A 25520-nucleotide genomic window follows, 5' to 3' on the forward strand; every position below is an offset into this window, starting at 1 on the left:
TTCCGCCGGAGCGGGCGCGTGTTTCGGGGGTGTAACGAGTTCCGGAAGTGCGTTACGGGGTCATGTCGGCCACCGGGCGAGGTGACCCGATCAGCTGAGCAGCGCGTCCACGAACGCCGCCGGGTCGAACGGCGCCAGGTCGTCCGGACCCTCGCCGAGCCCGACCAGCTTGACCGGTACGCCGAGCTGGCGCTGCACCGCGACCACGATCCCGCCCTTGGCGGACCCGTCGAGCTTGGTCAGCACGATGCCGGTGACGTCGACGACCTCGGAGAAGACCTTGGCCTGGATCAGGCCGTTCTGGCCGGTGGTGGCGTCGAGGACGAGGAGGACCTCGGTGACCGGCGCCTGCTTCTCCAGGACCCGCTTGACCTTGCCGAGCTCGTCCATCAGACCGGCCTTGTTCTGCAAGCGGCCGGCGGTGTCGACGACGACGGTGTCGACGCCGCGGTCCATGCCCTCCTTGACGGCGTCGAAGGCGACGCTCGCGGGGTCGCCGGCCTCGGGGCCGCGGATCACCTCGACGCCGACGCGCTCGCCCCAGGTGGAGAGCTGGTCGGCGGCAGCGGCGCGGAAGGTGTCGGCGGCGGCGAGCAGGGCGGTGCGCTCGTCGGCGACCAGGATCCGGGCGAGCTTGCCGACGGTGGTGGTCTTGCCGGTGCCGTTGACCCCGACGACCAGGACGACGCCCGGGGCGCCCTCGCCGCTGACGTGCAGCGCGCGGTCCATGGTCGGGTCGACCAGGTTGATCAGCTCCTCACGGAGCACGGTGCGCGCGTCGGCGACCTGGCCGCCCTCGACCCGGAGCCGGGTGCGCAGCCGCTCCACGAGCTCCTGGGTGGGCTGCACGCCGATGTCGGCGCCGATGAGGAGGTCCTCGATGGCCTCCCAGGTGTCCTCGTCGAGCTGGTCGCGGCTGAGCAGGCTGAGCAGGCCGCGGCCCAGGGCGTTGGAGCCGGCGAGGCGCTGGCGCAGCCGGACCAGGCGGGAGGCGGGCTTCTCCGGCGCCTCGACCGTGGGCGCGGGAGGAGCGACCGGCTCCTCGACCGCGGGCTCCTCGACCGGGACCTCGACGGTCGGCGGCGCGGGGGTGATGACGTCGGTGGGCGCCTGCTCGGGCAGGCGTCCGGGGCGTCGTACCCGGGTGGTGACGAAGCCGGCGACGGCGAGCACGCCGACGACGGCGATCCCGATGATCAGGTAGAGCCACTCCATGGGCCCTATCCCACCACGCGAGGGCTACTGCAGGCGCAGGAGGTCGCGCTCCTCGTCCTCGATCACCGGGGCGGCGTCGGCGGCCTTGGCCATCGCGTCACCGATCCACGGGACACCCGGGACGCGCTCCCCACGGTGCGGGAAGGCGACGTAGAGCGCGACGGCGCCCGAGACCACGAGGCTGAGCAGGATGGCCAGCGCGACGAACAGCACTTCGACTCCTCCGAGTAGGGATCGGCCTTCGACTCCCATCCTGCCTCGCCGGGCCAACGAATCCGGCACCGGCGGCACCGGAACCGGTCACGACGAGGCCGAGGTCACACCACCAGCGGGGCGAGGACCGCGCGGATCGTGTCCGGGACCGGTGTGGTGGGGCGCGCGGGGTCGGTGTTGTCGACGTAGACGTGCACGAACCGGCCCTCCGCGCACGCCTCCTCGCCGTCGCCCTGGAAGAGCCCGACCCGGTAGACGACCGAGGAGGTGCCGAGCCGCTCGACGGCCAGCCCCATCTCGATCGGGCGCGGGTAGCCCATCTCGGCGAAGTAGCGGCAGGTGACCTCCGCGACGACGCCGATGGCCGGCAGCTCGCGGATGTCGCTGCCGGTCGCGTCGTGCAGGTGGGCGTTGACGGCGGTGTCGATCAGGTCGAAGTAGCGCGCGTTGTTGAGGTGGCCGTAGACGTCGTCGTCGGACCAGCGCGTGGTCGCCTCCCGCCAGACCCGGTACGACGAGCGCGTGGGCCGGCTCCGGTCGGGCTCGCTCACGCGGACTCCTGCCGCAGCCGCTGGCTGATCACGGCCGAGACGCCGTCACCACGCATGGTGACGCCGTAGAGCGCGTCGCCGACCTCCATCGTCCGCTTCTGGTGGGTGATCACGAGCAGCTGGGAGTTCTCCCGCAGCTCCTCGTAGATCTCCAGCAGCCGGCCGAGGTTGGTGTCGTCGAGCGCGGCCTCGACCTCGTCGAGGATGTAGAAGGGCGAGGGGCGGGCCTTGAAGAGCGCGACCAGGAAGGCGACCGCGACCAGTGAGCGCTCGCCGCCGGAGAGCAGCGAGAGCCGCTTGACCTTCTTGCCCGGCGGGCGGGCCTCGACCTCGATGCCGGTGGTGAGCATGTCGTTCGGGTCGGTCAGCACCAGGCGGCCCTCACCGCCGGGGAACAGCCGGGCGAAGGTCTGGTCGAAGGCCTTGGTCACGTCGGCGTACGCCTCGGTGAAGACCTGCTCCACGCGGGCGTCGACGTCCTTGACGATGTCGAGCAGGTCCTTGCGGGTCTGGCGCAGGTCCTCCAGCTGCTCGGAGAGGAACTGGTGGCGCTCCTCCATCGCGGAGAACTCCTCCAGCGCCAGCGGGTTGACCCGGCCCAGCATGTTGAGCGCCTTCTCGGCGCTGCGCAGGCGCTTGACCTGCTCCTCGCGGACGTAGGGCACGGTGCGCGGCTCGACCGGCTCGGCTTCCTCGGCTCCCTCGCCCTCCGCGGGCGGCTCCAGCACGGGCACCGGCTGGTCGGGGCCGTAGTCGGCGACCAGCCCGTCCGGCTCCATGCCGAGCTCCTCGAGCGCCTTGGTCTCGATCTGCTCGATCCGCATCCGCTGCTGGGCGCGCGCCATCTCGTCGCGGTGCACCGAGCTGACCAGCTCCTCCAGCTCGCGGCCGAGCTCGCGCAGGGACTGGCGCACGCTCGTCAGCTCCTGCTCGCGGCCTCGGCGGGAGTCCTCGACGCCCTGCCGCCGCTCGGCCGCCTGGGCGACGGAGACCTCCAGCCGGGCCAGGACGTACGACGCCGCGGTCGCGACCGCCTGGCCGGCCCGGCCCTCGGCGATCAGTCGCGCCCGGCGCTCCGCGGCCCGGGCCCGGGCGACCCGCTCGGCCTCGGCGGCCTTGCGCATCGCCTCGACCCGGCCGTGCAGGGCGCGGGCACGCTCCTCGGAGGTGCGCAGCGCCAGTCGCGCCTCCATCTCGCTCTGCCGGGCCGCGCGGGTGGCCTCGACGAGGCGCTCCTGCTCGGTGGTGTCCGGCTCCTCCTCGCCGCCGTCCTCCTCGGCCGCGGCGAGCCGCTGCTCCAGCTCGGCGAGGCCGACGAGGGCCTGCTCGCGGGAGCTCTCGGCCTGGGCGATGGCGTCGGTGAGCCGGTCGGCCTCGGCCCGGGCGGCGCGGGCGAGCGAGCCGTGCTGGCCCAGCTCCTCGGCCACCGCGGCCAGCGTCGCGTCGGACTCGTGCAGCTTGGCGAGCGCGACGTCGGCGCGCTGCTGGGCCTCGGCCCGTTCGCTCTCCAACCGGGCCAGGTCGAAGCCGAGCCGCTCGGAGGCGGCGACGGCCTCGGCCAGTGCCTCGGTGGCCTCGTCGACGGCCGCCTGGATCTCGATCAGGCTCTGGGTGGCGTGCGAGCCCCCCGAGGCGAAGTGGGCGCCGAACAGGTCGCCGTCGCGGGTCACGGCGACCACGTCGGGCAGGTCGGCGACCAGCGCCCGGGCGGCGGGCAGGTCGTCGACGACCGCGACCTTGCGCAGCAGGCGGTTGAGCGCGGGGCGGACCTGGGCGGGGCACTCGACCACCCCGGCGGCGTACGACGTCCCGGCGGGGAGCGCGGGCCAGGCGTCGACGGCCTCGGCCGCTCCCCCGCCGAGCAGCAGCCCGGCACGACCCAGGTCGTCGGTCTTGAGGTGGTCGATCGCGGCGAGCGCGGAGTCGGCGTCGGTGACCGCGACCGCGTCGGCGGCGGCACCGAGGGCGGCGGCGACCGCGCCCTCGTAGCCGGAGCGGACGGTGACGAGGGCGGCCACGGAGCCGAGCAGGCCGGAGACGGTGTCGGTGGCCGCGAGCAGCGCGCCGGCACCGTCCTTGCGCGACAGGCCGAGCTCCAGGGCCTCCTTGCGGGCGCTCAGGCCCGCCTTGTCGCGGTCGGCCTGCTGGGCCTCCTCGCGGACCTTGGCGAGGCGCTCCTCGAGGTCGTCGAGCGCGGAGACCGCGCCCTCGTGCTCGGCGTCGAGGCCCTCCTCGCCGGCGTCGAGGCCCGCCACCCGGGTCTCCAGGGCGGTGAAGTCGCGCTGTGCCTTGTCGGCGCGCGCGACGGCGTCGGTGCGGGCGGCCTCCAGGCGGCCGATCTCCTCCTCGGAGGAGGTCGCGCGCGAGCGCAGCGTGTTGACCTGGCCGTGCAGCCGGGCCAGGCCCTCGCGACGGTCGGCGGCGGCACGGAGCAGACCGGCGACCCGGCGCTCCTCGGCGGCGGCCGCCTCCTCGGCCGCGCGGCGGGCGCCGACCGCGCTCTCCAGGGCGGTCTGCTGCTCGGCGACCTGGGCGGTGATCTCCGCCTCCTGGGCGGCGAGCCGGCCGGCCTCCGCCTCGAGCTCGTCGGGGTCACGCCCCTGCTCGACCTCGTCCTCGGTGACCCCCGCGGCGTTGCGGACCCGCTCGGCGGCCAGGCTCTGCGTGCCGCGGAAGCGCTCGCGCAGCGCGTTGAGGGAGGACAGCGTCTCCTGCGCGGCCGAGAGCGCGGGCAGGTCCTCGCGCAGCGCGGCCTCCAGCCGGCCCTCCTGCTCGCGCGCCTGCGCGATGGCGGTCTCGACCTCCTGGCGCCGGGCCAGCAGCACGCTCTCGTCGGCGAGCTCCTGCTCCAGCGAGGTCCGGGCGGTGACGAGGTCGTCGGCGAGCAGCCGCGCCCGGGCGTCGCGTACGTCGGCCTGGACCGTCGCCGCGCGCCGGGCCACCTCGGCCTGGCGGCCCAGCGGCTTGAGCTGGCGGCGGATCTCGCTCAGCAGGTCGTTGAGCCGGTTGAGGTTGCCCTCGGTGGAGTCCAGCTTCCGCAGCGCCTTCTCCTTGCGCTTGCGGTGCTTGAGGACGCCGGCGGCCTCCTCGATGAACCCACGGCGGTCCTCCGGCGTCGCGTGCAGGATCTGGTCGAGCTGGCCCTGGCCGACGATGACGTGCATCTCGCGGCCGATGCCGGAGTCGCTGAGCAGCTCCTGCACGTCGAGCAGCCGGCAGGTGGTGCCGTTGATGGCGTACTCCGAGCCGCCGGTGCGGAACATGGTCCGGCTGATCGTGACCTCGGAGTAGTCGATCGGCAGCGCGCCGTCGGAGTTGTCGATGGTCAGCACGACCTCGGCGCGGCCCAGGGGCGGGCGGCCGGACGTGCCGGCGAAGATGACGTCGTCCATCTTGCCGCCGCGCAGGCTCTTGGCGCTGGCCTCGCCCATCACCCAGGCGAGCGCGTCGACGACGTTGGACTTGCCGGAGCCGTTGGGGCCCACGATGCAGGTGATGCCGGGCTCGAGCTGGAGCGTGGTCGCGGAGGCGAAGGACTTGAACCCCTTGAGGGTCAGGCTCTTCAGGTACACGCAGGCTCCCTTCGGGGATCGTCAGGTCGGTCCGACGCGGGGGAAGCTCGGCGGTGCCCAGGCTACCCCGCGTGCGGCTCCGGCGCCTGCACCCGTGTGTCGTCGTCCGCGTGCGCGATGTGGCCGAGCTGGCGCCACACCAGGAGCAGGGTGAGGCCCGAGCCGGCGAAGGCGAACCAGAACGGCGCGGTGATGCCGCCGTGCTCGGCGATCACCCCGCCGAGCGCGCTGCCGACCACGATGCCGCCGTAGATCGCGACGCTGTAGACCGAGCCCACCCGGCCCTGGAACTCCAGTGGCACCGCCCGCTGCCGGATCGCCTGCGAGAGCGTGCCCCACACGAAGGCGTAGAGCCCGAAGCCGAACATGATGAGCACCGCGATCCACGCCGTGGTGGTGACCGCGAAGCCGAGGTGCATGACCACCTCCAGCCCCAGGCAGGTGCGCATCAGGGTGGCGAGCGGGACCTGGCGCTCCAGGCGTCCGTACAGGAACGTCGCGACCAGTCCGCCGGCCGCCGAGGCGGTGGTGAGCAGGCCGTAGCCGACCGGTCCCATGTGCAGCACGTCGAGCGACCAGAGCACCAGGATCGACCAGGACGCCGCCCAGGTGACGTTGAAGGTGACGATGACCAGTGCGAGCGTGCGCACCGGCGGGTGGCCCATCAGCCAGCGCACCCCGTCGGCGATGTCGCGCAGCACGTGGGTGTCCACCTCGCCGCGCACCGGGCCGGGCGGCAGCGCCATCCGCGACACCAGGACCACGGCGAGCAGCCCGCACCCGACCTGGACGCCGAAGGGCACGGCCATCCCGACCGCGAACAGCCCGGCGCCGATCGGCGCCCCGGCGAACTGGTTGAGCGTGATGAACCCGGCCTGGAGGCGGGCGTTGGCGATGCCGAGGTCGCGCTTCTCGACGAGCATGGGCAAGAAGGTGCGGTAGGCCGTGTCGGCGAACACCTCCGCCGTACCGAGCAGGAACATGGCGCCCAGCACCACCGCGATGCTCACCACGCCGGTCACGATGGTGGTGACCAGGACGAGCAGGACGACGATCCGCAGGGAGTTGGCGACCAGCACCATCCGCTGCCGGTCCACCCGGTCCGCGACCGCGCCCGCGAACAGGCCGAACAGCAGCCAGGGCAGCCCCACGAGCAGCAGCGCCATCGACACCAGCGCCGGAGAGCGGGTCTGCGAGGCGACGAGCAGCGGGCCGGCGGCGAGGGCGATCCCGTCGCCGAGGTTGCTCACCCAGGTCGACGCCATGAGCACCCGGAAGTCCCGGCCGAGGCGGGCCGGAGCGACTGCTTCGACGACCCGGCTCACAAGGACAGGACGCTATGCGGCCGAGCGGTCCTCCGGCAAACGGATTTGCGGTGTCGGTCGCCGAGATCGAGGTGGTCCTCCGCGGTGGGTGGGACGGGCCGCTCCCGGCACAGGCGGGACGTCAGCCTCGTGGAGAACGGGACGGACCACCGTCGCCGCAACGGCGAGGTGGTCCGTAGGTCACACCTGAGGAGTCTGCTGACCCGGGTGACTCAGGCGGGCTGCATCTCCGCAGCGTCGCCGGTCAGGATCTCGGCCGCACGCGCCGACATCAGCTTGTCGTTCTCCTCCGAGAGACGGAGGACGAGGGACTCCAGCTCGGCGACCCGGTTGCGCAGACGAGCGTTGTCGACGGCGAGACGGGGGTCGCGGAGGTCGCTGTTCAGGTGACCGATCAGCGCCTTGGCCATGAAGTTGAGCCTTCCGGTTCGTGAGGTCGTGGCCCCGGCAGGGGCCGTCTCCAAGAGTCCCACCTCGGGGGCGCCTGGTCAAACGCGCGCGGACCGCCGTCGGGGCACCGGCTGGCAGCGCGGGCAGAAGTACGACGAGCGGTTCATGAACGCCACCCGGCGGATCGGCGTGCCGCACCGGTCGCAGGGCTCGTTCTCGCGCCCGTAGGCGTGCAGCGAGCGGTCGAAGTAGCCGGACTCGCCGTTGACGTTGACGTACAGCGCGTCGAAGGACGTGCCGCCCTGGGCGAGCGCCTCCCCCATCACCGTGCGGGCGTTGCCGAGCAGCGCGACGGCCTGCGCGCGGGTCAGCCGGTCACCGGGCCGCTCGCCGTGCAGGCCGGTGCGCCACAGCGCCTCGTCGGCGTAGATGTTGCCGACGCCGGAGACCAGCGTCTGGTCGAGCAGCAGCCGCTTCACCCCGGAGGTCCGCTTGCGCAGCCGGGCGACGAAGGCGTCGTCGTCGAACTCGGGGTCGAGCGGGTCGCGGGCGATGTGGACGATCTCCGGCGGCAGCTCGGCGCCGCCCTCGGACACCGAGAGCCCGCCGAACATCCGCTGGTCCACGAAGCGCAGGTCGCGGCGGCCGGGCTCGGTGCCGGCCAGCGCGAAGCGGACCCGCAGGTGCCGCTCGGCGGGTGTGTCGACGGGCTGGACGAGCAGCTGGCCGCTCATCCCGAGGTGGCCCAGGATCGCGTCGCCGTTGTCGAGCGGGAGCCAGAGGTACTTGCCGCGGCGACGGGCGCCCTCGATCCGGCGACCGGTCAGGGCGGCGGCGAAGCCGGAGGCGCCACCGGGGTGGCGTCGTACGGGACGGTCGTGGAGGACCTCGACCAGGGCGATCGTGGAGCCGGTGACGTGGCGCTCGAGGCCGGCGCGGACGACCTCGACCTCGGGGAGCTCGGGCACCCCGGGGTCAGCTGCCCGCGAGCGGGCGGCCGTGGTGGTCGAGGCCGAGGGCGCCGGCGATCTCGCCGTACGCCGTCTCGGCGGCGCCCTGCTCGGCCTCCTTCTTGGAGCGGCCGTGGCCGTTGCCGTAGAGCTTGTCGCCGACCCGCACCTGCGCGGTGAAGGTCTTCATGTGGTCCGGGCCGTCGTCCTCGATGACGTACTCCGGCACGCCCAGGGACTGGTCGGCCGCGAGCTCCTGCAGCGAGGTCTTCCAGTCCAGGCCCGCGCCCATCGCGGAGGCGGCCTCGATGAGCGGGTCGAAGAGCAGGTGGACGACCTGCGCGGAGACCTCGATGCCGCCGCTGAGGTGGACCGCCCCGATCACGGCTTCGACCGTGTCGGAGAGGATCGAGGCCTTCTCCCGGCCGCCGGTGGCCTCCTCGCCGCGCCCCAGCTTGATGTGGGTGCCGAGGCCGATCTCGCGGGCCACGACCGCGAGCGCACGGGCGTTGACGACGGCGGCGCGCAGCTTGGCGAGCCGGCCCTCGGAGAGGTCGGGGTGCTTCAGGTAGAGCGTCTCGGTGACGACGACGCCGAGGACCGAGTCACCCAGGAACTCCAGCCGTTCGTTGGTCGGAAGACCACCGTTCTCGTAGGCGTAGGAGCGGTGCGTCAGGGCGCGGTCGAGCAGCTCGGGGTCCAGCGTGGGATCCCCGAGCGCTCGCCGCAGCTCGTCGTAGACGGTGATGCCAGCGCCCTGTCAGCCGGGGTGGGTCCGGGTCAGAGGACCTGGCGGCGCTCGGCGCGCGCGCCGTACTGGCCGCAGGTGCCGCAGGCGCGGTGCGGGAGGTGCTTGGCGCCGCAGGCCGGGTTGGCGCAGGTCACCAGCGACGGGGCGACAGCCTTCCACTGCGAGCGACGGTGACGCGTGTTGCTGCGCGACATCTTCCGCTTCGGAACAGCCACTGTCTTCTCCTTGGTTCGGGTGCGCTCGGGGCGAGCGCCTCTTCAGTCCGTGGGGTCTTGCGTGAGCTCGGTCAGGGCGGCCCAGCGCGGGTCGATCGGCGCCTCGTGCGTGTGGTCCGGCTCGTCCGCCAGTCGTGCACCGCACTCGGTGCACAACCCGGGACAGTCGTCCTGGCACAAGGGCTGGAACGGCAGTGCGAGCACCACCGCGTCCCGCAGCAGGGGCTCCAGGTCGACCAGGTCGTCCTGCAGCATGCTGACCTCGTCGTCCTCCTCCGCTTCCGCGGAGTCCCGGATGTCGTCGTAGACGAACAGCTCCTGGAAGGTCACGGCGATGTCCTCGCTGATCTCCTCCAGGCACCGTGCGCACTCACCCTCCAGCACGGCCTTCGCCGTACCGGTGACGAGCACGCCTTCCATGACCGCCTCCAGGCGCAGGTCGAGCTCGACCGGCGCGCCCTCGGGGACGGAGAGGACTTCGATGCCCAGATCTGCTGGGGCCGGCACTGTCCGCGTCACCTCACGCTGGGACCCCGGGCGGCGGCCGAGCTCGCGAGTATCGAGCACGAGCGGCGCTCTCGGGTCCAGGCCGTTCAGATGATCACTTCCAGGTCCGGGCACAACACATCGGAGCAACTGTAGTGGGACGGGTGGGACGTGACCAAATCACTCATCGCTCCGCCAGGCGCGCGGTGAGCCTCGCCTGCACCGCGGGCGGGACCAGCGCGGAGACGTCGCCGCCGAGCGAGGCGACCTCCTTGACGAGGCTGGAGGAGACGTAGCCCAGGCTCGCCGTGGTCGGCACGAAGACCGTCTCCACGCCGGTGAGGTGGGCGTTCATCTGGGCCATCGGGAGCTCGTACTCGTAGTCGTTGCCGCCGCGCAGGCCCTTGACGATCGCCTGGGCGTCGATCTCGCGGCAGAAGTCCACGATCAGGCCGGTGAAGCCCATCACGGTGACGTTCGGCAGGTCGGCGGTCGCCTCGCGCAGCATGTCCAGGCGCTCCTCGGGGTCGAACAGGCGCGACTTGGAGATGTTCGTGCCGGTCGCGACCACGAGCTCGTCGAAGAGCGACGCCGCACGCCGGATGATGTCGACGTGGCCCAGGGTGGGCGGGTCGAAGGAGCCGGGACACACCGCTCGGGTCATGGGTCGAGGCTATCGGGCGCCTCGGCGAGCCACAGGTGGGTCTCGCCGTACTTCTTGAGGCGGCGCTTGCCCGGCAGCGGGTCCAGGCCCGCCGGCCAGGTGGGCTCCGGGCTGCGGCGCGAGCGCTCGACGACCACCAGCGCGCCGCCGGCCAGCCAGCCGTGCTCGACCAGGATCGCGAGGTCGGCGGCGAGGTCCTCCTCCGAGAGCGGGTACGGCGGGTCGCTGAACACCACGTCGAAGGGCGCCGTCGGCGGCCCGGCCAACGCGGTCGCCACCGAGCGGGCGAGCACCTCGGCGACGTCGCAGCCGACGCTGCGGGCGTTCGCACGGACCAGGTCGGCCGTGCGACGGTCGGACTCCACCAGGGTCACGGCGCCCGCACCGCGGGACCACGCCTCGAGCCCGATCGCCCCGGACCCGGCGTACAGGTCGAGGAAGCGGAGGTCGTGCAACGAGCCGGCCCACGCCTCCAGCGCGGAGAAGAGCGCCTCGCGGACCCGGTCGCTGGTGGGCCGGGTCCGGTCGCCGGCGGGTGTCTGCAGGCGCAGGCCGCCGGCCCGGCCGCCGATGATCCGGGTCACGACTTGTCCACGAAGTCGGCCTGGGTGGTGCGCTCCAGGTCCAGCACGGCGGCGGCGAGCCCGGGCGCCTGGGCGAGGTCCTCGTCCACGTCCAGCAGGCCCTCGGCCGCCCCGCGGGCGGCCACGATGGTGTCCTCGTCGCGCAGCACGCGGAGGTTCTCCAGGCTGGAGCGGCGCCCGGCCTGGGAGGCGCCGAGCACGTCGCCCTCGCGGCGCTGCTCCAGGTCGATCCGGCTGAGCAGGAAGCCGTCGGTGGTGGAGGCCACCGCGTCCAGCCGCTCACGCGCCGGGGTGAGCGCCGGGGCATGGCTGACGAGCAGGCAGAGCCCGGGCAGGCCGCCCCGGCCGACCCGGCCGCGCAGCTGGTGGAGCTGGGAGATGCCGAAGCGGTCGGCGTCGAGGATGACCATCGCGGTGGCGTTGTGGACGTCGACACCGACCTCGATCACGGTGGTGGAGACCAGCACGTCGATCTCGCCGGCGGCGAAGGCACGCATGGTGGCGTCCTTCTCGTCCGCGGGCAGGCGGCCGTGCAGGCGTTCGACGCGCAGCCCGGGCAGCTGCTCGCGAAGCACGGGCAGCAGCTCCTCGACGGCCGCGGCGGGCGGGCGGGGCGCCTCCTGCGGCGCGTCCTCGTCCGGGACGTCGACCACGTCGACCTGGCCCGCCTCGGGCTCGTCGCCGTCGATGCGGGGGCACACGACGTAGGCCTGGTGGCCCTGGGCGACCTCCTCGCGCACCCGCTCCCAGACCCGGCCGATCCAGGCGGGCTGCTCGGCGAGCGGGACGACGTTGCTCTGGATCGGCGCGCGGCCGGCGGGCAGCTCGGTGAGCGTGGAGGTCTCCAGGTCGCCGAAGACGGTCATCGCGACGGTGCGCGGGATCGGGGTCGCGGTCATCACGAGCAGGTGCGGCGGGCTGGCCGACTTGCCGGTGAGCGCGGCGCGCTGCTCCACGCCGAAGCGGTGCTGCTCGTCGACGACGACGAGGCCGAGGTCGGCGAAGAACACCTTGTCCTGCAGCAGCGCGTGGGTGCCGATCACGATGCCGGCCTCGCCGCTGGCGATCCGCGAGAGCGGCTCGGTGCGCTGGGTCTTGGTCATCGAGCCGGTGAGCAGCTCGACCCGGGTGCCGACGCCGGAGCCGAAGATGGTGCCGCCCTCGGCCAGCTCGCCGAGCATCGCCACGATCGAGCGGTAGTGCTGCTGGGCCAGCACCTCGGTCGGCGCGAGCAGCGCGGCCTGGCCACCGGAGTCGACGACGCGCAGCATCGCCCGCAGCGCGACGAGGGTCTTCCCGGAGCCGACCTCGCCCTGGAGCAGCCGGTTCATCGGGTGCGGCTGCGCGAGGTCGTGGTCGACCTCCTTGCCGACCGCGGCCTGGCCGGCGGTGAGCTCGAAGGGCAGCCGCTCGTCGAAGGCCGCGACCAGGGCGCCGTCACCGCCGTCGCGCGCGGTGGCACCGGTCGCCCGGACGACCCGCCGGCGACGGCCGAGCACGAGCTGGGTGACCAGCGCCTCCTCGAAGCGGAAGCGGCGGTGCGCCTTGTGGACCTGCTCCTGGTCCTCGGGCCGGTGCACGAACTCGTAGGCGTCCTCGATCCCCACCACGTCGTACGACGTGCGGACCTCCTCGGGCAGCACCTCCTCGATGCCCTCGACCACCGAGCGCGCGAACTTCACCGCGCGGGCGACGTCCCACGACTCCACGCCCTTGGTGAGCGGGTAGATCGGGTAGAGGTTGCCGATCTCGACGACGTCCTCGGCCAGCTCCTCGCCCTCGGCGCCGTCGCCCATCCCGAAGATCGTCAGCTGCGGGTTGGCCAGCTGCCACTGGTCACGGAAGCGGTCGGCCTTGCCGAGGAAGACCCCGCGGTTGCCGACCGCGACCCGGCGCGCGTGCCAGCCGGCGGTGCCCTGGTTCTTGGCGAAGAAGGTCAGCTTGAGCGCGGGCCCGCCGGTGCGCAGCATCGCCTCGACCCGGTACGCCGGCCGGCCGGTGCGCCGGTCGCGGTAGCTGTGGGTGTTGCAGGCCGAGATCTCCCCCACCACGCACAGCATCTGGCCCGGCTTCAGGTCGTCGACCCGGGTGAGCGAGCCGGTCTCCAGGTAGCGGCGCGGGAAGTGGTGCAGCAGGTCGCCGACCGTGCGCAGGCCCAGGCCGTCCTCGAACTTCTTGCGCTTCGCCGGCGTGGTCGCGCCGAGGACCGCGGTCAGCGGGGAGTCGAGGGTGATCGCCACGGGTGTTCTCTCATTCGACGGACATCAGGAGCGGGTAGCGCTCCTGACCACCGTCGTACACCACGACGTCGACATGGGGGTGGAACTCCTCGACCCACGCCGTGGCGCGGGCAGCCAGGTCACCGGCCTCCACGCCGCTGACGAGGGTCACCAGCTCGCCGCCGGCCGCAAGCAGCCGGTCGAGCACGACGAGGGCGACCGCGCCCAGCTCGTCGCCGACGACGGCGAAGTCGCCCGCGATGACGCCCAGCGCGTCGCCCGGCTCGCAGGGCCCGGCCATCGTCATGGCCTGCTTGGCGGCGATCGTGACGGCGCCGTGGCGCACGTGGCGCGCGGTCGCGGTCATCTCGGTGACGTCCTGGTCGAAGGCCCGCCCCGGCTCGTGCACGGCCAGCGCCGCGAGGCCCTGCACCTGCGCGTGGGTCGGGATGACCGCCACCCGCAGCCCGCGTCCGCCGTGGTCGGCCTCGGCGGTGCTCGCCGCGGCCAGCGAGGCGCGCACCGTCGGCTCGTCGTTCGGCAGCACCACGACCTCGCGCGCACCGCACCCGGTGATGGCCTCCAGCAGCTCGCCGGTCGAGGGGCGCCGGCCCGGTCCCCCACGTACGACGACCGCCCCGGCCTCCTCGAAGAGGTCGGCCAGGCCCGCGCCCGCCGCCACCGCCACCACCCGGCGCCCGTCCAGGGTCGGCAGCACGGGCGTCTCCGCCTGTGCGGCCTGGCGGGCGATCTGCTCGGCGAAGTGGGTCACCCGGATCCGGTGCGGGCGCCCGTCCTCCAGCCCCGCCTCGATCGCGGCGCCGACGTCGTCGGTGTGCACGTGCACGTTCCACAGGCCCTCGCCGCCGACGACCACGACGGAGTCGCCGATCTCCCCGAGCCGCTCGCGCAGCGCGGGGGCGACGTCGTCGGGGGCGTCGAGGAGGTACATCACCTCGTAGGCCGGCCCGTCCTCGTCGAGGTCCTCGCCCGCTCCCCCGGGGGCCAGCACCGGCACCGGGATCACGTGGCGGCCCAGCGGCGCGGTGACCGGGATCGGCCGCCGGCCGGTCAGCACGGTCTCGGCCGCGTCGAGGATCACCGAGACGCCGCGCCCCCCGGCGTCGACGACGCCGGCCTGGGCCAGCACCTCGAGCTGCTCGGGGGTGTGGCCCAGCGCCTCACGAGCGGCCGCGGCCGCCTCGGCGAGCACGTCGCTGCTGCGGGCCCGTTCCTTGCCGGCCCGCTCGGCGGCGGCGTCGGCCGCCGCCCGGAGCACGGTGAGCATGGTGCCCTCGACCGGCTCCCCCACGGCGGCGTACGCCGCCAGGGAGGCCTGCCGCAGCGCGTCGGCGACCACCGCGGCGTTGGTCTCCTCGCGCGACGCGGTGGCGAAGCGTCGTACCGTCGCGCCGAGCATCTCGCTGAGGATCACGCCGGAGTTGCCGCGCGCGCCGAGCAGGGCGCCGCGCGCCAGCGCGGTGAGGATCGCGGCCCGGTCGGCACCGTCGGCCTGTGCGGCACGGATCGCGTCGCGGGCGGCGACGACGGTGAGGTACATGTTCGTGCCGGTGTCGCCGTCGGGCACGGGGTAGACGTTGAGCGCGTCGATCTCCTCGCGCGCCTCGGCGAGCGCGTCGACGGCGATGTCGACGAAGCGGGCCACCGTGTCGAGCGCGATGCCGCCCGCGGCGCCGTCAGCCGTCGTCCCCTCGTCCATCGGGGTCACCCTAGTGGGCCGTCCTCGATTTCAGCCGCACGCCGTTCCTCGGCTATTCTCTTCCGGTTGCCCGAAGCGCCGTCCGCGCGCGGGCCGACCGACTTCAGTCTGACCGCAATCTCAGGAGTTACCCATGGCCGCCGTGTGCGACATCTGCGACAAGAAGCCGATCTTCGGCAACAACCGGCCGTGGTCGCGCAAGATCACCAAGCGCCGCTTCGACCCCAACATCCAGCGCGTGCGCGCCGTCGTCAACGGCACGCCGAAGCGCCTCAACGTCTGCACCGGCTGCATCAAGGCCGGCAAGGTCACCCGCTGACCTGACGTCTTCTCCACCGACCCGCCGCGTCCGCGCGGCGGGTCGGTGCGTTTTCAGCCCTTCGCGGGGTCGTGGCCCCAGTTCATGAGCGAGTAGCGCCAGGCGGTGTCGGTCACGTCGCCCCGGGGACGCTGGGCGAGGTGGCGGTGCACGTAGCCGACCACCTTGCGCATGTGCGCGGCGTCGTCGGCGTCCAGGTCGGCCTTCTTGGTGCGCAGGATCGTCACGATCCGGCGTCCCGAGCGGTGGCCCGTGGACTCCCCGCCGGACTCGTCGCCCACCGAGCGCGACTCCTCGGTCTCCAGGAAGTCCTCGATCTCGCCGGGAGCCATGTTGACCGCCTCGCGCCAGTCCTCCCAGACCTCGTCGACCTCCTCGGCCACCATCAGGACAGCCTCCGCAGCGCCGAGGGCCTGTGCACGGCCTCGCCACCGGACTTCTCGCTGCGGACCAGGTACTGCGGCTCCTCCTCGCTCGCGCGCACGTCGCGGCCCGCGAGGTGGGTGTCCTCGGTGATCTTGCGCAGCACCTCACCGTGCGCGGTGCTGCCGTGGCTGTGCCAGCTCACCCGGTCGCCCTTGCGGAAGTCGCTCACGACAGACCCTCCGGCCGCTGGAGCAGGAGCACCAGGCCGCACCCGGCCTCGGCGCGGATGTCGCTCATCCGCAACGAGTCCGGCAGCTCACCGCGCAGGCTCCGGGCCTGGTCGAGCGAGCCGAGCTGGAGCAGGGCCGCACCGCGCGGGTCCAGGTGCCGGTCGATCGTGGCCACGCACTCGCGGGCCAGGGCCAGGCCGTCGGCGCCGCCGTCGATCGCGCGGACCGGGTCGGCCGGGAAGCAGCCCACCTGGTCGCTGAGCACCCACGGCGGGTCCGCCACGACCACCGGGAACAGCTCGCCGGCGGCCAGCTCGCCCATGGCCACGTTGCGGACGTCGACCAGGCCGGCCCGGCCCGCAGCGCGGGCGTTCGCCTCGGCGTACCCGCAGGCGATCGGGTCCACGTCCACGCAGACCAGGGCGCGGTCGGTGTCGTGCACCGCCAGCAGCCCGATGTGGCCGGCGCCGCTGCACAGCTCGAGCACGGGCCCCGGCGGGGCGGTCTCGAGCAGCTCGCGCGCCCACTCCGACTGCAGCACGGTCCAGGGGCGTGGGGTGAGCACGCGGTCGTCGTAGGCGATGGAGAGGGGGCCGAAGGTCATGGACCGCGGGGCGAGGTCCAAGGAGGTGTGGTCCATGGCTCGGCGATACCCACCGTGGGGCCGCCGATGCGGGTCAGAAGTGCGACCACCCGGTCGGGCCGTCGTACGACGCCCCGTCGACGGTGACCGCCTCCCCGCCGCGCTCCCCCACGGTCCCGATCCGGGTCCAGCCCTCGGGCAGTGCGGTGCCCGACGGGAAGGTCGCCAGCAGGGCGTGGTCCTCGCCGCCGCTCAGGATGAACTCCAGCGGGTCGGCGCCGGTCGCCTGGCTCACGGCGAGCAGCGGCTCGGGCACCTCGAAGGCGTCGGTGGCGACGTCGATGCTCACCCCGGAGTCGTCCGCGAGGTGCCGGGCCTCGGCCAGCAGGCCGTCGGAGATGTCGATCATCGCCGTGGCGCCGGCCTCGGCGGCGACCTGCCCGGCGTCGTACGGCGGGGCGGGGCGGCGGTAGGCCTCGACCAGCACACGCGGGGACCGGAAGCCCCGGCCCAGCACGGCGAGCCCGCCCGCGGACCAGCCCTGGCGCCCGCACAGCGCGAGCACGTCCCCCGGGGCGGCCCCGGAGCGGAGGACCGGGGACACCGTGCAGGCGCCGATCGCGGTGACCGCGACGACCACCTGGTCGGCGCGGCTGACGTCGCCGCCGACGAGCCCGGCGCCGACCTTGGCGCACTCCTCGGCGAAGCCCCGGGTGAAGTCCAGCGCCCACTGCGCCGGCAGGTCCGCGGGCGCGGCCAGGCCCACCGTGAGCCACTGGGCACGCCCGCCCATGGCGTTGATGTCGGAGAGGTTCTGCGCGGCCGCCCGGGCGCCCACGTCGACCGCCTCGGCCCAGTCCCGGCGGAAGTGCCGGCCCTCGACGAGCAGGTCGGTGGAGACCACGACGTGGCCCTTGCGCACCCGCATCACCGCGGCGTCGTCCCCGGGACCGACGAGCACCTCCTCGCCCGGCGCGGTGCGCGCCACGAGCTCGCTGATCTGCCCGATCAGGCCGAACTCCCCCACGTCGGCGAGGGTCGCGTCACGGTCGGTCCCGGAAGTCATGGGGTCCATCCCACCAGACCGGCACCGGGACCGCTTCCGCCGGTTATCGGCTGCGCGCGGATCGCGGTAGGTTGAGGCCGTTCCACGACCGACCATCTCACCGAAGGGGGCGTGACCCATGACGGTTCAGGCCTACATCCTCATCCAGACCGACGTCGGCAAGGCCGCGGAGGTCGCTCGCGAGGTCGGCAACATCAAGGGCGTCACGCTGGCCGAGGACGTCACCGGCCCCTACGACGTGATCGTGCGTGCCGAGGCCCGCAACGTCGACGAGCTCGGCAAGCTGGTCGTCTCGAAGGTGCAGAACCTCGAGGGCATCACCCGCACCCTGACCTGCCCGGTCGTCCACATCTGAGCATGCGCTCCGCGGCAGCCGTCCTGCTGCTGCCCCTGCCCCTCCTGCTCGCCGCCTGCGGCGGGCCGGTCGAGGTCGACGTCCCGGACCTGTCCGGAGCCGATCGCGCCGCCTGCGAGGCCTTCGCCGACGACCTCCCCGACACGCTGGCGGAGCAGCAGCGGGTGGAGGTCGAGCCGTCCGACGCCCCCGCGGCGGCGTACGGCGACCCGGCGATCGTGGTGCGCTGCGGCGTCCCGAAGCCCGACGGGTTCTCCCTGGCCGCCTCCTGCGAGACGGCCAACGGGGTCGGCTTCTTCATCCCCGACGAGCAGACCCGTGACCAGGACGCCGACCTGACGATCACCGCGGCGGGCTACCGGCCGCGCGTCGAGGTGGTCGTGCCCGCGCGGTACCGGCCCAGCGGTGGCGCGGCGGCGATGTCCGTGCTGGCGCCCTTGGTGCAGAAGCACCTGACCCTGGTCGAGGCCTGCGACTAGCGCCTCAGCCCGGGGCTGTCAGCGCAGGCCGGTGTCGCGCTTGAGCGCCAGCGTCAGCAGCCGGTCGACCAGCGCGGGGTAGGGCACCCCCGTCGCCGCCCACATCTGCGGGAACATCGACAGCGGGGTGAAGCCCGGCATCGTGTTCAGCTCGTTGATGACCAGCGAGCCGTCGGGCATGAGGAAGAAGTCCACCCGGGCGAGGCCCTCGCAGCCCGCGGCCCGGAAGGCCGCCGCGGCCAGGTCCTGCATCCGCCGGGTGGTGTCGTCGTCCAGGTGGGCCGGTACGTCGAGCTGGGTCGCCTCCTCGGGAAGGTACTTCGCCTCGAAGTCGTAGAACTCGTGCTCGCCGGTGATCTTGATCTCGGCCGGCACGCTCACGTCCAGGCCGCCGTCGAGCGACTCCAGCACGCCGCACTCGATCTCGCGCGCGCCCTCGGCGGAGACCTCGATCAGCACCTTCGGGTCGTGCGCCAGCGCGCCCTCGATCGCGGCGGCGAGCTCGTCGCGGCCGTGCGCCTTGGCGATGCCGATGCTGGACCCGCCGCGGGCCGGCTTCACGAAGAGCGGGTAGCCCAGGGCCTCGCAGCGCTCGTGCACCGCGACCGGGGTCTCGGCCCACTCGTGCGCGGTGGTCGTCGTGCCGGGCATGACGGGCAGGCCGGCCGCCTGCAGCGCGATCTTCATGAACACCTTGTCCATGCACAGCGCGGAGGCCAGCACGCCGGAGCCGACGTAGCGCACGTCGGTCATCTCGAAGAGGCCCTGGATGGTGCCGTCCTCGCCCCAGGGACCGTGCAGGAGCGGGAAGACCACGTCGACGTCGCCGAGCGCGCGCGGTGGGGCGCCGGCCTCGCTGACCACCAGGCCGGTGCCCTCGGCGGTCTGCGCCAGCGCGACCGCCGCCCGCTCGCCGTCGACCGACGGGAGCTGGCCGGGGCCGGTGATCCGGTGCCGCTGCGGGTCGTCGGCCTCCAGCACCCAGCGGCCGTCCGTCGCGATCCCGATCGGTACGACGTCGTAGGTGTCGCGGTCGAGGGCCTGCAGCACGCTGCCCGCGGTCACGCACGAGATGGCGTGCTCACTGGAGCGGCCGCCGAAGACGACGGCGACGCGGACACGGCGGCCGGTGGGAGCGTTCATCGCCGATGACCCTACCTTTGGGGCATGTCCCCCTCCACGCTGCGCCCCGCAACCGTCGCCGTGACCGCCGGGCGTCCCCCGCACGAGCCGGACCAGCCGTTGAACGTGCCGATCACGATGACCTCGACGTACGTCGCGACGGGCGAGCTGGAGTACGGCCGCTTCGGCAACCCGACGTGGACCGCCTTCGAGGACGCCCTCGGCGCGCTGGAGGGTGGCCGGGCGCTGGCCTTCGCCTCCGGGATGGCCGCGGTCACCACGCTGCTCGACCTGGTCGGCCAGGGCAGCAGCGTGATCGCGCCGCGGCACGCCTACAACGGCACCGTCTCCGCGCTCGCCGACGCCGAGGCGCGCGGCCGGCTGCGGGCCAACCTGGTGGACATCACCGACACCGACGCCGTCGTCCGGGCGATGCACGACGACGAGGACTGCGCCTTCCTGTGGCTGGAGTCGCCGACGAACCCGGCCCTGGAGGTCGCCGACATCGAGACGCTGAGCGCCGCGGCCCGCGAGCTCGGCATCCAGGTCGTGGTCGACAACACCTTCGCCACTCCCCTGCTCCAGCAGCCGCTCAGCCTCGGGGCGGACATCGTGCTGCACTCGGCGACGAAGTACATCGCCGGCCACAGCGACGTGCTGATGGGCGCCCTGGTGCTGACGAACGACGAGGCCTACGACGCCCTCAAGGCCCGCCGCGCCCTCGCCGGCTCCACCCCCGGCCCGTTCGAGACCTGGCTCGCGCTGCGCGGCCTGCGCACCCTGCACGTGCGGCTGGAGCGCGCGTCCGCGAACGCCGTCGAGCTGGCTCGTCGGCTCGCCGAGCACCCCGCGGTCGAGGAGGTCCGCTACCCCGGCTTCGGCGCGATCGTGGCGCCCGTGCTCGCGGGCGGCGCGGACGCCGGCGACTTCCTGGTGCGGGCGACCTCGCTGTGGGTGCACGCGACCTCGCTCGGCGGCGTGGAGTCCACCTTCGAGCGGCGGCGGCGCTGGAAGCTGGAGCCGCAGACCATCCCCGAGGGCCTGGTCCGGCTCTCCGTCGGCATCGAGGACGTCGAGGACCTGTGGGAGGACCTGCGCCAGGCGCTGGACCGGATCGACGCCTGAGCGCAGGCGGGCTCAGGCCAGCCCGTGCTCGTGGGCGAAGACGACGATCTGCACCCGGTCGCGCAGGCCGAGCTTGCGCAGGATCGCCCCGACGTGGGTCTTCACCGTCGACTCGCTGAGGAAGACCCGCACCGCGATCTCGGCGTTCGACAGGCCCGTGGCGACGGCGGCGAAGACCTCGCGCTCCTTCTCCGTCAACGACCGGTACGACGCGGGCGGCGCCACCGGCGCCCGGAACTGGGTGTCGAGCAGGGTCGAGAGGTCGGCCGGGGCGAGCACGGCGTTGCCAGCGTGCACGGTGCGGATCGCGTCGCGCAGCATCACCGGGGTGGTGCCCTTGAGCAGGAACCCGCTCGCGCCGTACCGGATGGCGGTCGCGGCCCGGTCGTCGAGGTTGAAGGTCGTCAGCACCACCACCCGCACCGGGGTGGAGCGGCGCGCGGCCCGCTCGGGCAGGAAGATCTGCCGCGTCGCCTCGACGCCGTCCATCTCCGGCATCCGGATGTCCATCAGCACCACGTCCGGGGCGAGCTCGTCGACCAGGCGCACCGCCTCGACACCGTCGCCGGCCGTGCCGACGACGCTCATCCCCTCCTGGGCGTCCACGATCACCCGCACGCCCTCGCGGAACAGCTCCTGGTCATCGACCAGCAGCACCCGGATCGGCTCGCTCATCGGGCCCTCACCGGCACCCAGGCCGTCGCGGTGAACGTCGGCGGGTCGGTACGACGGCGCACGTCCAGCCGCCCGCCGACCGCCTCCAGCCGGCGGCGCATGCCGTCGAGCCCCTGACCGCCGGTGCCTCCGGGCCCGGCGTCGACCAGCGTGTTGCGGACCTCGATGCGCAAGTCGCCCTCCCAGTGGCGCTCGACGGAGACGGGCTGGTCGCGCCGCCCGTGCTTGAGGGCGTTGGTGAGCATCTCCTGGAGCACCCGGAAGGCGACCGCCGCGAGCTCGGGCGGCATCGGCTGCGGCGTACCGATCTCGGTGGTGAGGACCTCGTGCCCGCTGGCCCGCACTCCCTCGACGAGGCTGTCGAGGTCGGTCGGCGCGGCCGGCGCGGCGGTGCCGGAGGTCGAGGCGAGCACCTGGCGCACGTCGTCGAGCGAGGAGCGCGCGGAGGTGGCGATGTTCTCCATGGTGACCTTGAGGCCCTGGGTGTCGGCGTCCTCCAGGTACTGCGCCGACTCGGCCTGGGCCAGGATGACCGCCAACGAGTGACCGACGACGTCGTGCACGTCGCGGGCCAGGCGGGCCTGGTCCTCGCGCAGCCGGGCGATCTCCTCGGCCTGGTCGCGCTCGGCCTCGGCGGCGACCTGCGAGCGACGGGAGTCCTGCGAGCGGGCGGCGAAGCGCAGCGCGAGCCCGGCCAGCCAGGGCGTGGCGAGCACCGCGACGCCCAGCACCCCGACGGCGAGCCGCCAGTCGTAGCCACCGCTGCGGTAGGCCTCCTCGACGAAGGAGCCGATGCCGACGGCCAGCAGCGCGTCGTAGAACGCGTACGGCGAGAGGAAGAGCACCGCCAGGGCGGCGCCGGCCGGGATCGAGAGCCCACTGAGCCAGACCGTGGCCACGCGGCCCCACCGCGCGCACCCGAAGGCGACCACGGCGAGCAGGCCCTCGGTGAGCAGCGGGTCGACGTCGTTGACGACCTGCACCCCGCCGGTGAGCCAGGCGACCGCCAGTGCCGCGGCCGGCATCCGGCGGGACAGCGCGACAGCGACCGCGACGCCGAGCACCACGAGGACGGGTGCGGGCGGCAGGTCGTCGTACGCCCGGCGGACCTCCGCCAGCCCGATCGCCAGGGTCAGCCCGCCGGCCAGCACGTCCGGCAGCCAGCGCCGTGCGTCCTTCACGCGGTGGTCCTCCTGCGGATGGGGGCGGGTGTCGGGGCCAGTCTCCCGCACCCGCTCACCGGTGGGCGCCGCGGACCAGCTCGTCGAGCAGGTCGGGGTACGCCAGGCCGGCCGCCGCGAACATCCGCGGCGCCTGCGAGTGCGCGGTCATGCCGGGCATCGTGTTGACCTCGTTCAGCACCGGGCCCTCGTCGTCGAGGAAGAAGTCGACCCGCGCGACACCGGCGCAGCCGAGTGCCTCGAAGACCCGCACGGCCGCATCCTCCAGCGCCTTGGCCTCCTGCTCGTGCAGCTCGGCCGGCACCCGAAAGTCCGCGGAGCCGCCGTACTTGGTGTCGTAGTCGAACAGCCCGTCCGCCACGATCTCCAGCGCCGGCGGGACCAGCAGGCTGCCGTCGGCGCGGCGGAGCACCGCCACGTCGACCTCGCGGGCGTGCACGACGTCCTCCGCCAGCACGCGGTCGTCGAGGGCGAAGGCCGCCTCCAGCGCCGCCTCCCACGCCTGCGGCAGGTCGACCCGGCTCACCCCCTGGCTCGACCCCGCGGCCACCGGCTTGACCACCACCGGCCCGGTCCAGCGCCGGTGCGGCGCGGTGGCCCGGGTGAGCAGGACGCCCGGTGCGGTGCGGATCCCGACCGCCCCGGCGACCAGCTTGGTGGCCCACTTGTCCATCGCCAGCGCACCGGGACGGATCCCCGAGCCGACGTACGGCAGGCCGGCGAGCTCGCACAGCGCCGCCAGGGCGCCGTCCTCGCCGCGCGGGCCGTGCACCACCGGGAACACCACGTCGCAGCCGCGCAGCACCTGGGCCGCGCCGCTGAGACCGATCGGGCGCAGGCCGCGGTCGCGCCAGGTGCCGTCCCGGCCGATGGTCAGCGCGACGACGTCGTAGGCCGCCGGGTCGAGCCCCGCCGCGACGGAGGCCGCGGAGGCGACGGACACGTCGTGCTCGCAGTTCTGTCCGCCCCCGATGACGGCGACCCTGGTCCTCACGCCAGGCTCCTCAGGTGGCGCGGGGCGCGGGCCCGGCGCGGGACGCGGGCACCGATCCCGGTGACCACCTCGTGCGCGATGGTGCCGGCCCAGGTCGCCCACTCGGCGACGGTCGGCTCGCCGGCGGCGCCCGGCCCGAAGAGGGTCACGCACTCGCCGGCGTCCGCGCCTTCCTCGCCGAGGTCGACGACCAGCTGGTCCATCGAGATCCGCCCGACGACGGGCCGGCGGGCCCCCCGGACCAGCACCTCCGCGCCGCTCGAGGCGATGCGGGGCAGGCCGTCGGCGTAGCCCAGCGGGACCAGGCCGAGGTACGTCGCCCGGTCGGTCCGGTGCGCGTGGCCGTAGCCGACGGCGGTCCCGGGTCGGGCGCGTCGCACCTGCACCAGGGGGGCGGTCAAGGTCATCGCCCCCTCCAGCGCCGTGGTGCCGGACGGGTCGATCCCCACCAGGCCGGCACCCACGCGGCTCATGGTGTGGTGGCTGCGGGGGTCGGTGAGCGTGGCGGCGGTGGCGGCCAGGTGGCGGTCTCGTGGCCGCAGGCCGGTGGCGTGCGCGGCGTCGAGCGCCCAGGCGAACCGGGTCCGGCCCACCGCGTTGCAGCCGTCGGCCGGGTCGTCGGCACAGCCGAGGTGGCCCATCACCCCGACGACCTCGACCTCGCCGCGCGTCTCGGCCCGGCGGGCCGCCCGGCACAGCGCCGGCCAGTCCGCCGGGTCGGCACCGTCGCGGGCCATGCCCGCGTCGAGGTGGAGGTGGACCCGCTGCCGGCCGGGTGCGGCCGCGACCGCGGCCAGGTGGGCGAGGCTCGGCACGGCGACCTCGACGTCGTGCTCCGCCGCGGTCGCGAAGTCCGCGTCGACCGGGTTGAGCCAGCTCAGGACCGGTACGACGAGCCCGGCGTCGCGCAGCGCCACGGCCTCCGCGAGCGTGGTGACCCCCAGCCGGGTCGCGCCGTGCGCGAGGGCGGTGCGCGCGACGTCGGCCGCGCCGTGGCCGAAGCCGTCGGCCTTGACGACCGCCATCAGCTCCCCGGACGTGGCCTCGGCGAGCGTGCGGGTGTTGCGAGCGACCGCGGCCAGGTCGATCGTCAGCCGGGGAGCGCTCGCCCCCGTGGCGCTGGTCCGCACCGCGAGGCCGTTCACGCCGCCACCGCCGCGACCAGCGGGCCGTACAGGGCGTGCGGGGCGCCGGTCGTGAGCGCCCAGTAGCGGTCGCCGTGGCTCCAGTGCCACCACTCGGTCGGGTAGTTCACCAGCCCCTGCGCCCGCAGCGCCCGGGCGAGCACCGTGCGGTGCGCCCGCGCGTCCGCGCCGATCCCCGCCGCGGCGAACCAGCACCGGCCGTCGCTCTGCTCGGGCGTCGCGTCGATCGGCGTCCCCAGGTCGAGCTCGTCCCCGCACACGTCCACCAGGGTCAGGTCGACCGCCGCACCCGCCACGTGCGGCGCCACGTCGAGCGGTGCCACGAACCGGCTGGTCAGCCGCTCGAGCTCCGCGTGCCCGATGCCGGGGTGCAGCGTGGCGACCTCGGCGGCGTACGACGCGATGATGGCCCGCTGCTGCTCGGCGGGCCGGAAACCCTCGACCACCCGCAGCCGGATCCCCCGCGGGAGCAGGCGGTCCGCGGCGACCAGCCGGTCGGCCAGCCCCGCCCGGACCAGCGCACCTGACGGCGAGATCGCGTGCGGGAGGCGCACCAGCGGCTCGCCGCACTCGGCGACGGGGACCGCGCGGACAGCCGGGTCGGACAGCAGGATCGTCATGCCCGCCACGCTAGGAAGCCGACGACCTCCCCCGCGTCCGCCTCAGGTGCCGACCACCGGTCCCGAGGTACCGCGCTCGCGAGTCGGTCGGCCCGTCACCAGTCGGCAGCGCGGAGCACGGCCGGCCCGGAGCCGGAGGGAGCGAGGAACGAGCGACCGCAGGCGCAGGGAGGGCGTGCTCCGCGCGCCGGCCGTCGTGTCGCCAGGCGGAGGCAGGACCTACGCGAGCCAACCGCGGCGCGGCAGCGCGGCGCGAGGCACGCGCCCGTCACTAGTCGGCAGCGCGGAGCACGGCCGGCCCGGAGCCGGAGGGAGCGAGGAACGAGCGACCGCAGGCGCAGGGAGGGGGTGCTCCGCGCGCCGACCGTCGTGCCGCCAGGCGGAGGCAGGACCTACGCAAGCCAA

Annotated in this window: 28 protein-coding genes; 4 read left to right on the plus strand and 24 right to left on the minus strand. The window is 74.1% G+C overall.

What is annotated here, in order from left to right:
* Positions 1–90: 90 nt before the first annotated feature.
* The 14 genes from ftsY to MRBLML1_RS15385 form a co-directional block, all read right to left on the minus strand.
* Positions 91–1215 carry a signal recognition particle-docking protein FtsY gene (ftsY, locus tag MRBLML1_RS15320; protein ID WP_364517426.1) on the minus strand — a complete coding sequence of 375 codons (1125 nt, stop codon included), beginning with the start codon at positions 1213–1215 and terminating at the stop codon, positions 91–93.
* A gap of 24 nt (positions 1216–1239) precedes the next feature.
* Positions 1240–1428, minus strand: a complete 189-nt coding sequence (locus MRBLML1_RS15325; RefSeq protein ID WP_364517428.1) for a hypothetical protein — start codon at positions 1426–1428, stop codon at positions 1240–1242.
* Between the two features lie 104 nt (positions 1429–1532).
* Positions 1533–1979: an acyl-CoA thioesterase gene (locus MRBLML1_RS15330; protein WP_364517430.1), complete on the minus strand. Its 447-nt coding sequence runs from the start codon at positions 1977–1979 to the stop codon at positions 1533–1535.
* On the minus strand, positions 1976–5551 hold the full coding sequence (gene smc, locus MRBLML1_RS15335; RefSeq protein WP_364517432.1) for a chromosome segregation protein SMC: 3576 nt from the start codon (positions 5549–5551) through the stop codon (positions 1976–1978). The genes MRBLML1_RS15330 and smc overlap by 4 nt, the downstream gene beginning before the upstream one ends.
* 62 nt (positions 5552–5613) lie before the next feature.
* Positions 5614–6876 carry an MFS transporter gene (locus MRBLML1_RS15340; protein ID WP_364517435.1) on the minus strand — a complete coding sequence of 421 codons (1263 nt, stop codon included), beginning with the start codon at positions 6874–6876 and terminating at the stop codon, positions 5614–5616.
* 212 nt (positions 6877–7088) lie between these two features.
* Positions 7089–7286 (minus strand): hypothetical protein, encoded by a 198-nt coding sequence (locus MRBLML1_RS15345; protein WP_364517437.1) that lies wholly within the window; start codon positions 7284–7286, stop codon positions 7089–7091.
* A gap of 78 nt (positions 7287–7364) precedes the next feature.
* The gene (gene mutM, locus MRBLML1_RS15350) at positions 7365–8234 is read right to left on the minus strand and encodes a bifunctional DNA-formamidopyrimidine glycosylase/DNA-(apurinic or apyrimidinic site) lyase (protein ID WP_364517439.1); all 870 of its coding nucleotides are present in this window, start codon (positions 8232–8234) and stop codon (positions 7365–7367) included.
* A 7-nt stretch (positions 8235–8241) separates the two neighbouring features.
* The gene (rnc, locus tag MRBLML1_RS15355; protein ID WP_364518172.1) at positions 8242–8964 is read right to left on the minus strand and encodes a ribonuclease III; all 723 of its coding nucleotides are present in this window, start codon (positions 8962–8964) and stop codon (positions 8242–8244) included.
* Between the two features lie 32 nt (positions 8965–8996).
* Positions 8997–9182 carry a 50S ribosomal protein L32 gene (gene rpmF / locus MRBLML1_RS15360; protein WP_038680298.1) on the minus strand — a complete coding sequence of 62 codons (186 nt, stop codon included), beginning with the start codon at positions 9180–9182 and terminating at the stop codon, positions 8997–8999.
* Positions 9183–9224: 42 nt separating this feature from the next.
* The gene (locus MRBLML1_RS15365) at positions 9225–9779 is read right to left on the minus strand and encodes a YceD family protein (protein WP_364518174.1); all 555 of its coding nucleotides are present in this window, start codon (positions 9777–9779) and stop codon (positions 9225–9227) included.
* Between the two features lie 73 nt (positions 9780–9852).
* Positions 9853–10332, minus strand: a complete 480-nt coding sequence (gene coaD, locus MRBLML1_RS15370; RefSeq protein ID WP_364517442.1) for a pantetheine-phosphate adenylyltransferase — start codon at positions 10330–10332, stop codon at positions 9853–9855.
* A complete protein-coding gene (gene rsmD, locus MRBLML1_RS15375) occupies positions 10329–10916 on the minus strand; it encodes a 16S rRNA (guanine(966)-N(2))-methyltransferase RsmD (protein WP_364517444.1) in 588 nt (195 codons plus the stop codon). Before rsmD ends, coaD begins: the two co-directional genes overlap by 4 nt.
* Positions 10913–13156: an ATP-dependent DNA helicase RecG gene (locus MRBLML1_RS15380; RefSeq protein WP_364517446.1), complete on the minus strand. Its 2244-nt coding sequence runs from the start codon at positions 13154–13156 to the stop codon at positions 10913–10915. The genes rsmD and MRBLML1_RS15380 overlap by 4 nt, the downstream gene beginning before the upstream one ends.
* A 10-nt stretch (positions 13157–13166) precedes the next feature.
* On the minus strand, positions 13167–14855 hold the full coding sequence (locus tag MRBLML1_RS15385) for a DAK2 domain-containing protein (RefSeq protein WP_364517448.1): 1689 nt from the start codon (positions 14853–14855) through the stop codon (positions 13167–13169).
* Positions 14856–14988: 133 nt separating this feature from the next.
* Between MRBLML1_RS15385 and rpmB the strand changes: the two genes are divergently transcribed.
* Positions 14989–15174, plus strand: coding sequence for a 50S ribosomal protein L28 (gene rpmB / locus MRBLML1_RS15390; protein WP_036546818.1), 186 nt, complete (start codon positions 14989–14991; stop codon positions 15172–15174).
* Between the two features lie 53 nt (positions 15175–15227).
* Here rpmB and MRBLML1_RS15395 read toward each other — a convergent pair whose 3' ends face one another.
* Genes MRBLML1_RS15395 through MRBLML1_RS15410 form a run of 4 tightly spaced genes read right to left on the minus strand, consistent with a single transcriptional unit; the run spans position 15228 to position 17419 of the window.
* Positions 15228–15560, minus strand: coding sequence for a DUF3140 domain-containing protein (locus tag MRBLML1_RS15395; protein ID WP_364517451.1), 333 nt, complete (start codon positions 15558–15560; stop codon positions 15228–15230).
* The gene (locus MRBLML1_RS15400; RefSeq protein ID WP_364517453.1) at positions 15560–15769 is read right to left on the minus strand and encodes a DUF2945 domain-containing protein; all 210 of its coding nucleotides are present in this window, start codon (positions 15767–15769) and stop codon (positions 15560–15562) included. Before MRBLML1_RS15400 ends, MRBLML1_RS15395 begins: the two co-directional genes overlap by 1 nt.
* Entirely contained in the window at positions 15766–16410 is a 645-nt protein-coding gene (locus MRBLML1_RS15405) for a methyltransferase (protein ID WP_364517455.1), read from the minus strand. The genes MRBLML1_RS15400 and MRBLML1_RS15405 overlap by 4 nt, the downstream gene beginning before the upstream one ends.
* A 37-nt stretch (positions 16411–16447) precedes the next feature.
* Positions 16448–17419, minus strand: a complete 972-nt coding sequence (locus MRBLML1_RS15410) for a thiamine-phosphate kinase (RefSeq protein WP_364517457.1) — start codon at positions 17417–17419, stop codon at positions 16448–16450.
* A 118-nt stretch (positions 17420–17537) separates the two neighbouring features.
* Here MRBLML1_RS15410 and MRBLML1_RS15415 point away from each other — a divergent pair, with 118 nt between their 5' ends.
* Both MRBLML1_RS15415 and MRBLML1_RS15420 read left to right on the plus strand, forming a co-directional pair.
* The gene (locus MRBLML1_RS15415; RefSeq protein WP_364517459.1) at positions 17538–17774 is read left to right on the plus strand and encodes an Lrp/AsnC family transcriptional regulator; all 237 of its coding nucleotides are present in this window, start codon (positions 17538–17540) and stop codon (positions 17772–17774) included.
* A gap of 2 nt (positions 17775–17776) precedes the next feature.
* Positions 17777–18253 (plus strand): DUF3515 domain-containing protein, encoded by a 477-nt coding sequence (locus MRBLML1_RS15420; protein ID WP_364517461.1) that lies wholly within the window; start codon positions 17777–17779, stop codon positions 18251–18253.
* Between the two features lie 18 nt (positions 18254–18271).
* On the opposite strand, the gene MRBLML1_RS15425 is transcribed toward MRBLML1_RS15420, so the two are convergent.
* Positions 18272–19396, minus strand: coding sequence for a D-alanine--D-alanine ligase family protein (locus tag MRBLML1_RS15425; protein WP_364517462.1), 1125 nt, complete (start codon positions 19394–19396; stop codon positions 18272–18274).
* Between the two features lie 24 nt (positions 19397–19420).
* Between MRBLML1_RS15425 and MRBLML1_RS15430 the strand changes: the two genes are divergently transcribed.
* Entirely contained in the window at positions 19421–20500 is a 1080-nt protein-coding gene (locus tag MRBLML1_RS15430; RefSeq protein WP_364517464.1) for a trans-sulfuration enzyme family protein, read from the plus strand.
* 12 nt (positions 20501–20512) lie between these two features.
* Here MRBLML1_RS15430 and MRBLML1_RS15435 read toward each other — a convergent pair whose 3' ends face one another.
* Genes MRBLML1_RS15435 through MRBLML1_RS15455 form a run of 5 tightly spaced genes read right to left on the minus strand, consistent with a single transcriptional unit; the run spans position 20513 to position 25115 of the window.
* Complete coding sequence (locus tag MRBLML1_RS15435; RefSeq protein ID WP_364517466.1) at positions 20513–21175, minus strand: response regulator transcription factor; 663 nt, start codon at positions 21173–21175, stop codon at positions 20513–20515.
* Complete coding sequence (locus tag MRBLML1_RS15440; protein ID WP_364517468.1) at positions 21172–22356, minus strand: sensor histidine kinase; 1185 nt, start codon at positions 22354–22356, stop codon at positions 21172–21174. Before MRBLML1_RS15440 ends, MRBLML1_RS15435 begins: the two co-directional genes overlap by 4 nt.
* Positions 22357–22411: 55 nt before the next feature.
* Positions 22412–23350 (minus strand): D-alanine--D-alanine ligase family protein, encoded by a 939-nt coding sequence (locus MRBLML1_RS15445; RefSeq protein ID WP_364517470.1) that lies wholly within the window; start codon positions 23348–23350, stop codon positions 22412–22414.
* Positions 23347–24495, minus strand: coding sequence for an alanine racemase (alr, locus tag MRBLML1_RS15450; protein WP_364517472.1), 1149 nt, complete (start codon positions 24493–24495; stop codon positions 23347–23349). The genes MRBLML1_RS15445 and alr overlap by 4 nt, the downstream gene beginning before the upstream one ends.
* Positions 24492–25115, minus strand: a complete 624-nt coding sequence (locus tag MRBLML1_RS15455; RefSeq protein WP_364517474.1) for a M15 family metallopeptidase — start codon at positions 25113–25115, stop codon at positions 24492–24494. Before MRBLML1_RS15455 ends, alr begins: the two co-directional genes overlap by 4 nt.
* Between the last annotated feature and the right edge of the window lie 405 nt (positions 25116–25520).

Source organism: Nocardioides sp. LML1-1-1.1 (assembly GCF_040676175.1).
Classification (GTDB): Bacteria; Actinomycetota; Actinomycetes; order Propionibacteriales; family Nocardioidaceae; genus Nocardioides.

Excerpts from the sequence above, each read along its gene's own strand:
- ftsY (WP_364517426.1), bottom strand. The coding sequence starts at position 1,215 with ATGGAGTGGCTCTACCTGATCATCGGGATCGCCGTCGTCGGCGTGCTC.
- MRBLML1_RS15420 (WP_364517461.1), top strand. The coding sequence starts at position 17,777 with ATGCGCTCCGCGGCAGCCGTCCTGCTGCTGCCCCTGCCCCTCCTGCTC.
- MRBLML1_RS15430 (WP_364517464.1), top strand. The coding sequence starts at position 19,421 with ATGTCCCCCTCCACGCTGCGCCCCGCAACCGTCGCCGTGACCGCCGGG.
- MRBLML1_RS15415 (WP_364517459.1), top strand. The coding sequence starts at position 17,538 with ATGACGGTTCAGGCCTACATCCTCATCCAGACCGACGTCGGCAAGGCC.
- rpmB (WP_036546818.1), top strand. The coding sequence starts at position 14,989 with ATGGCCGCCGTGTGCGACATCTGCGACAAGAAGCCGATCTTCGGCAAC.
- MRBLML1_RS15425 (WP_364517462.1), bottom strand. The coding sequence starts at position 19,396 with ATGAACGCTCCCACCGGCCGCCGTGTCCGCGTCGCCGTCGTCTTCGGC.
- MRBLML1_RS15385 (WP_364517448.1), bottom strand. The coding sequence starts at position 14,855 with ATGGACGAGGGGACGACGGCTGACGGCGCCGCGGGCGGCATCGCGCTC.
- coaD (WP_364517442.1), bottom strand. The coding sequence starts at position 10,332 with ATGACCCGAGCGGTGTGTCCCGGCTCCTTCGACCCGCCCACCCTGGGC.
- MRBLML1_RS15345 (WP_364517437.1), bottom strand. The coding sequence starts at position 7,286 with ATGGCCAAGGCGCTGATCGGTCACCTGAACAGCGACCTCCGCGACCCC.
- MRBLML1_RS15455 (WP_364517474.1), bottom strand. The coding sequence starts at position 25,115 with ATGACGATCCTGCTGTCCGACCCGGCTGTCCGCGCGGTCCCCGTCGCC.
- MRBLML1_RS15410 (WP_364517457.1), bottom strand. The coding sequence starts at position 17,419 with ATGACTTCCGGGACCGACCGTGACGCGACCCTCGCCGACGTGGGGGAG.
- MRBLML1_RS15405 (WP_364517455.1), bottom strand. The coding sequence starts at position 16,410 with ATGGACCACACCTCCTTGGACCTCGCCCCGCGGTCCATGACCTTCGGC.
- MRBLML1_RS15435 (WP_364517466.1), bottom strand. The coding sequence starts at position 21,175 with ATGAGCGAGCCGATCCGGGTGCTGCTGGTCGATGACCAGGAGCTGTTC.
- MRBLML1_RS15395 (WP_364517451.1), bottom strand. The coding sequence starts at position 15,560 with ATGGTGGCCGAGGAGGTCGACGAGGTCTGGGAGGACTGGCGCGAGGCG.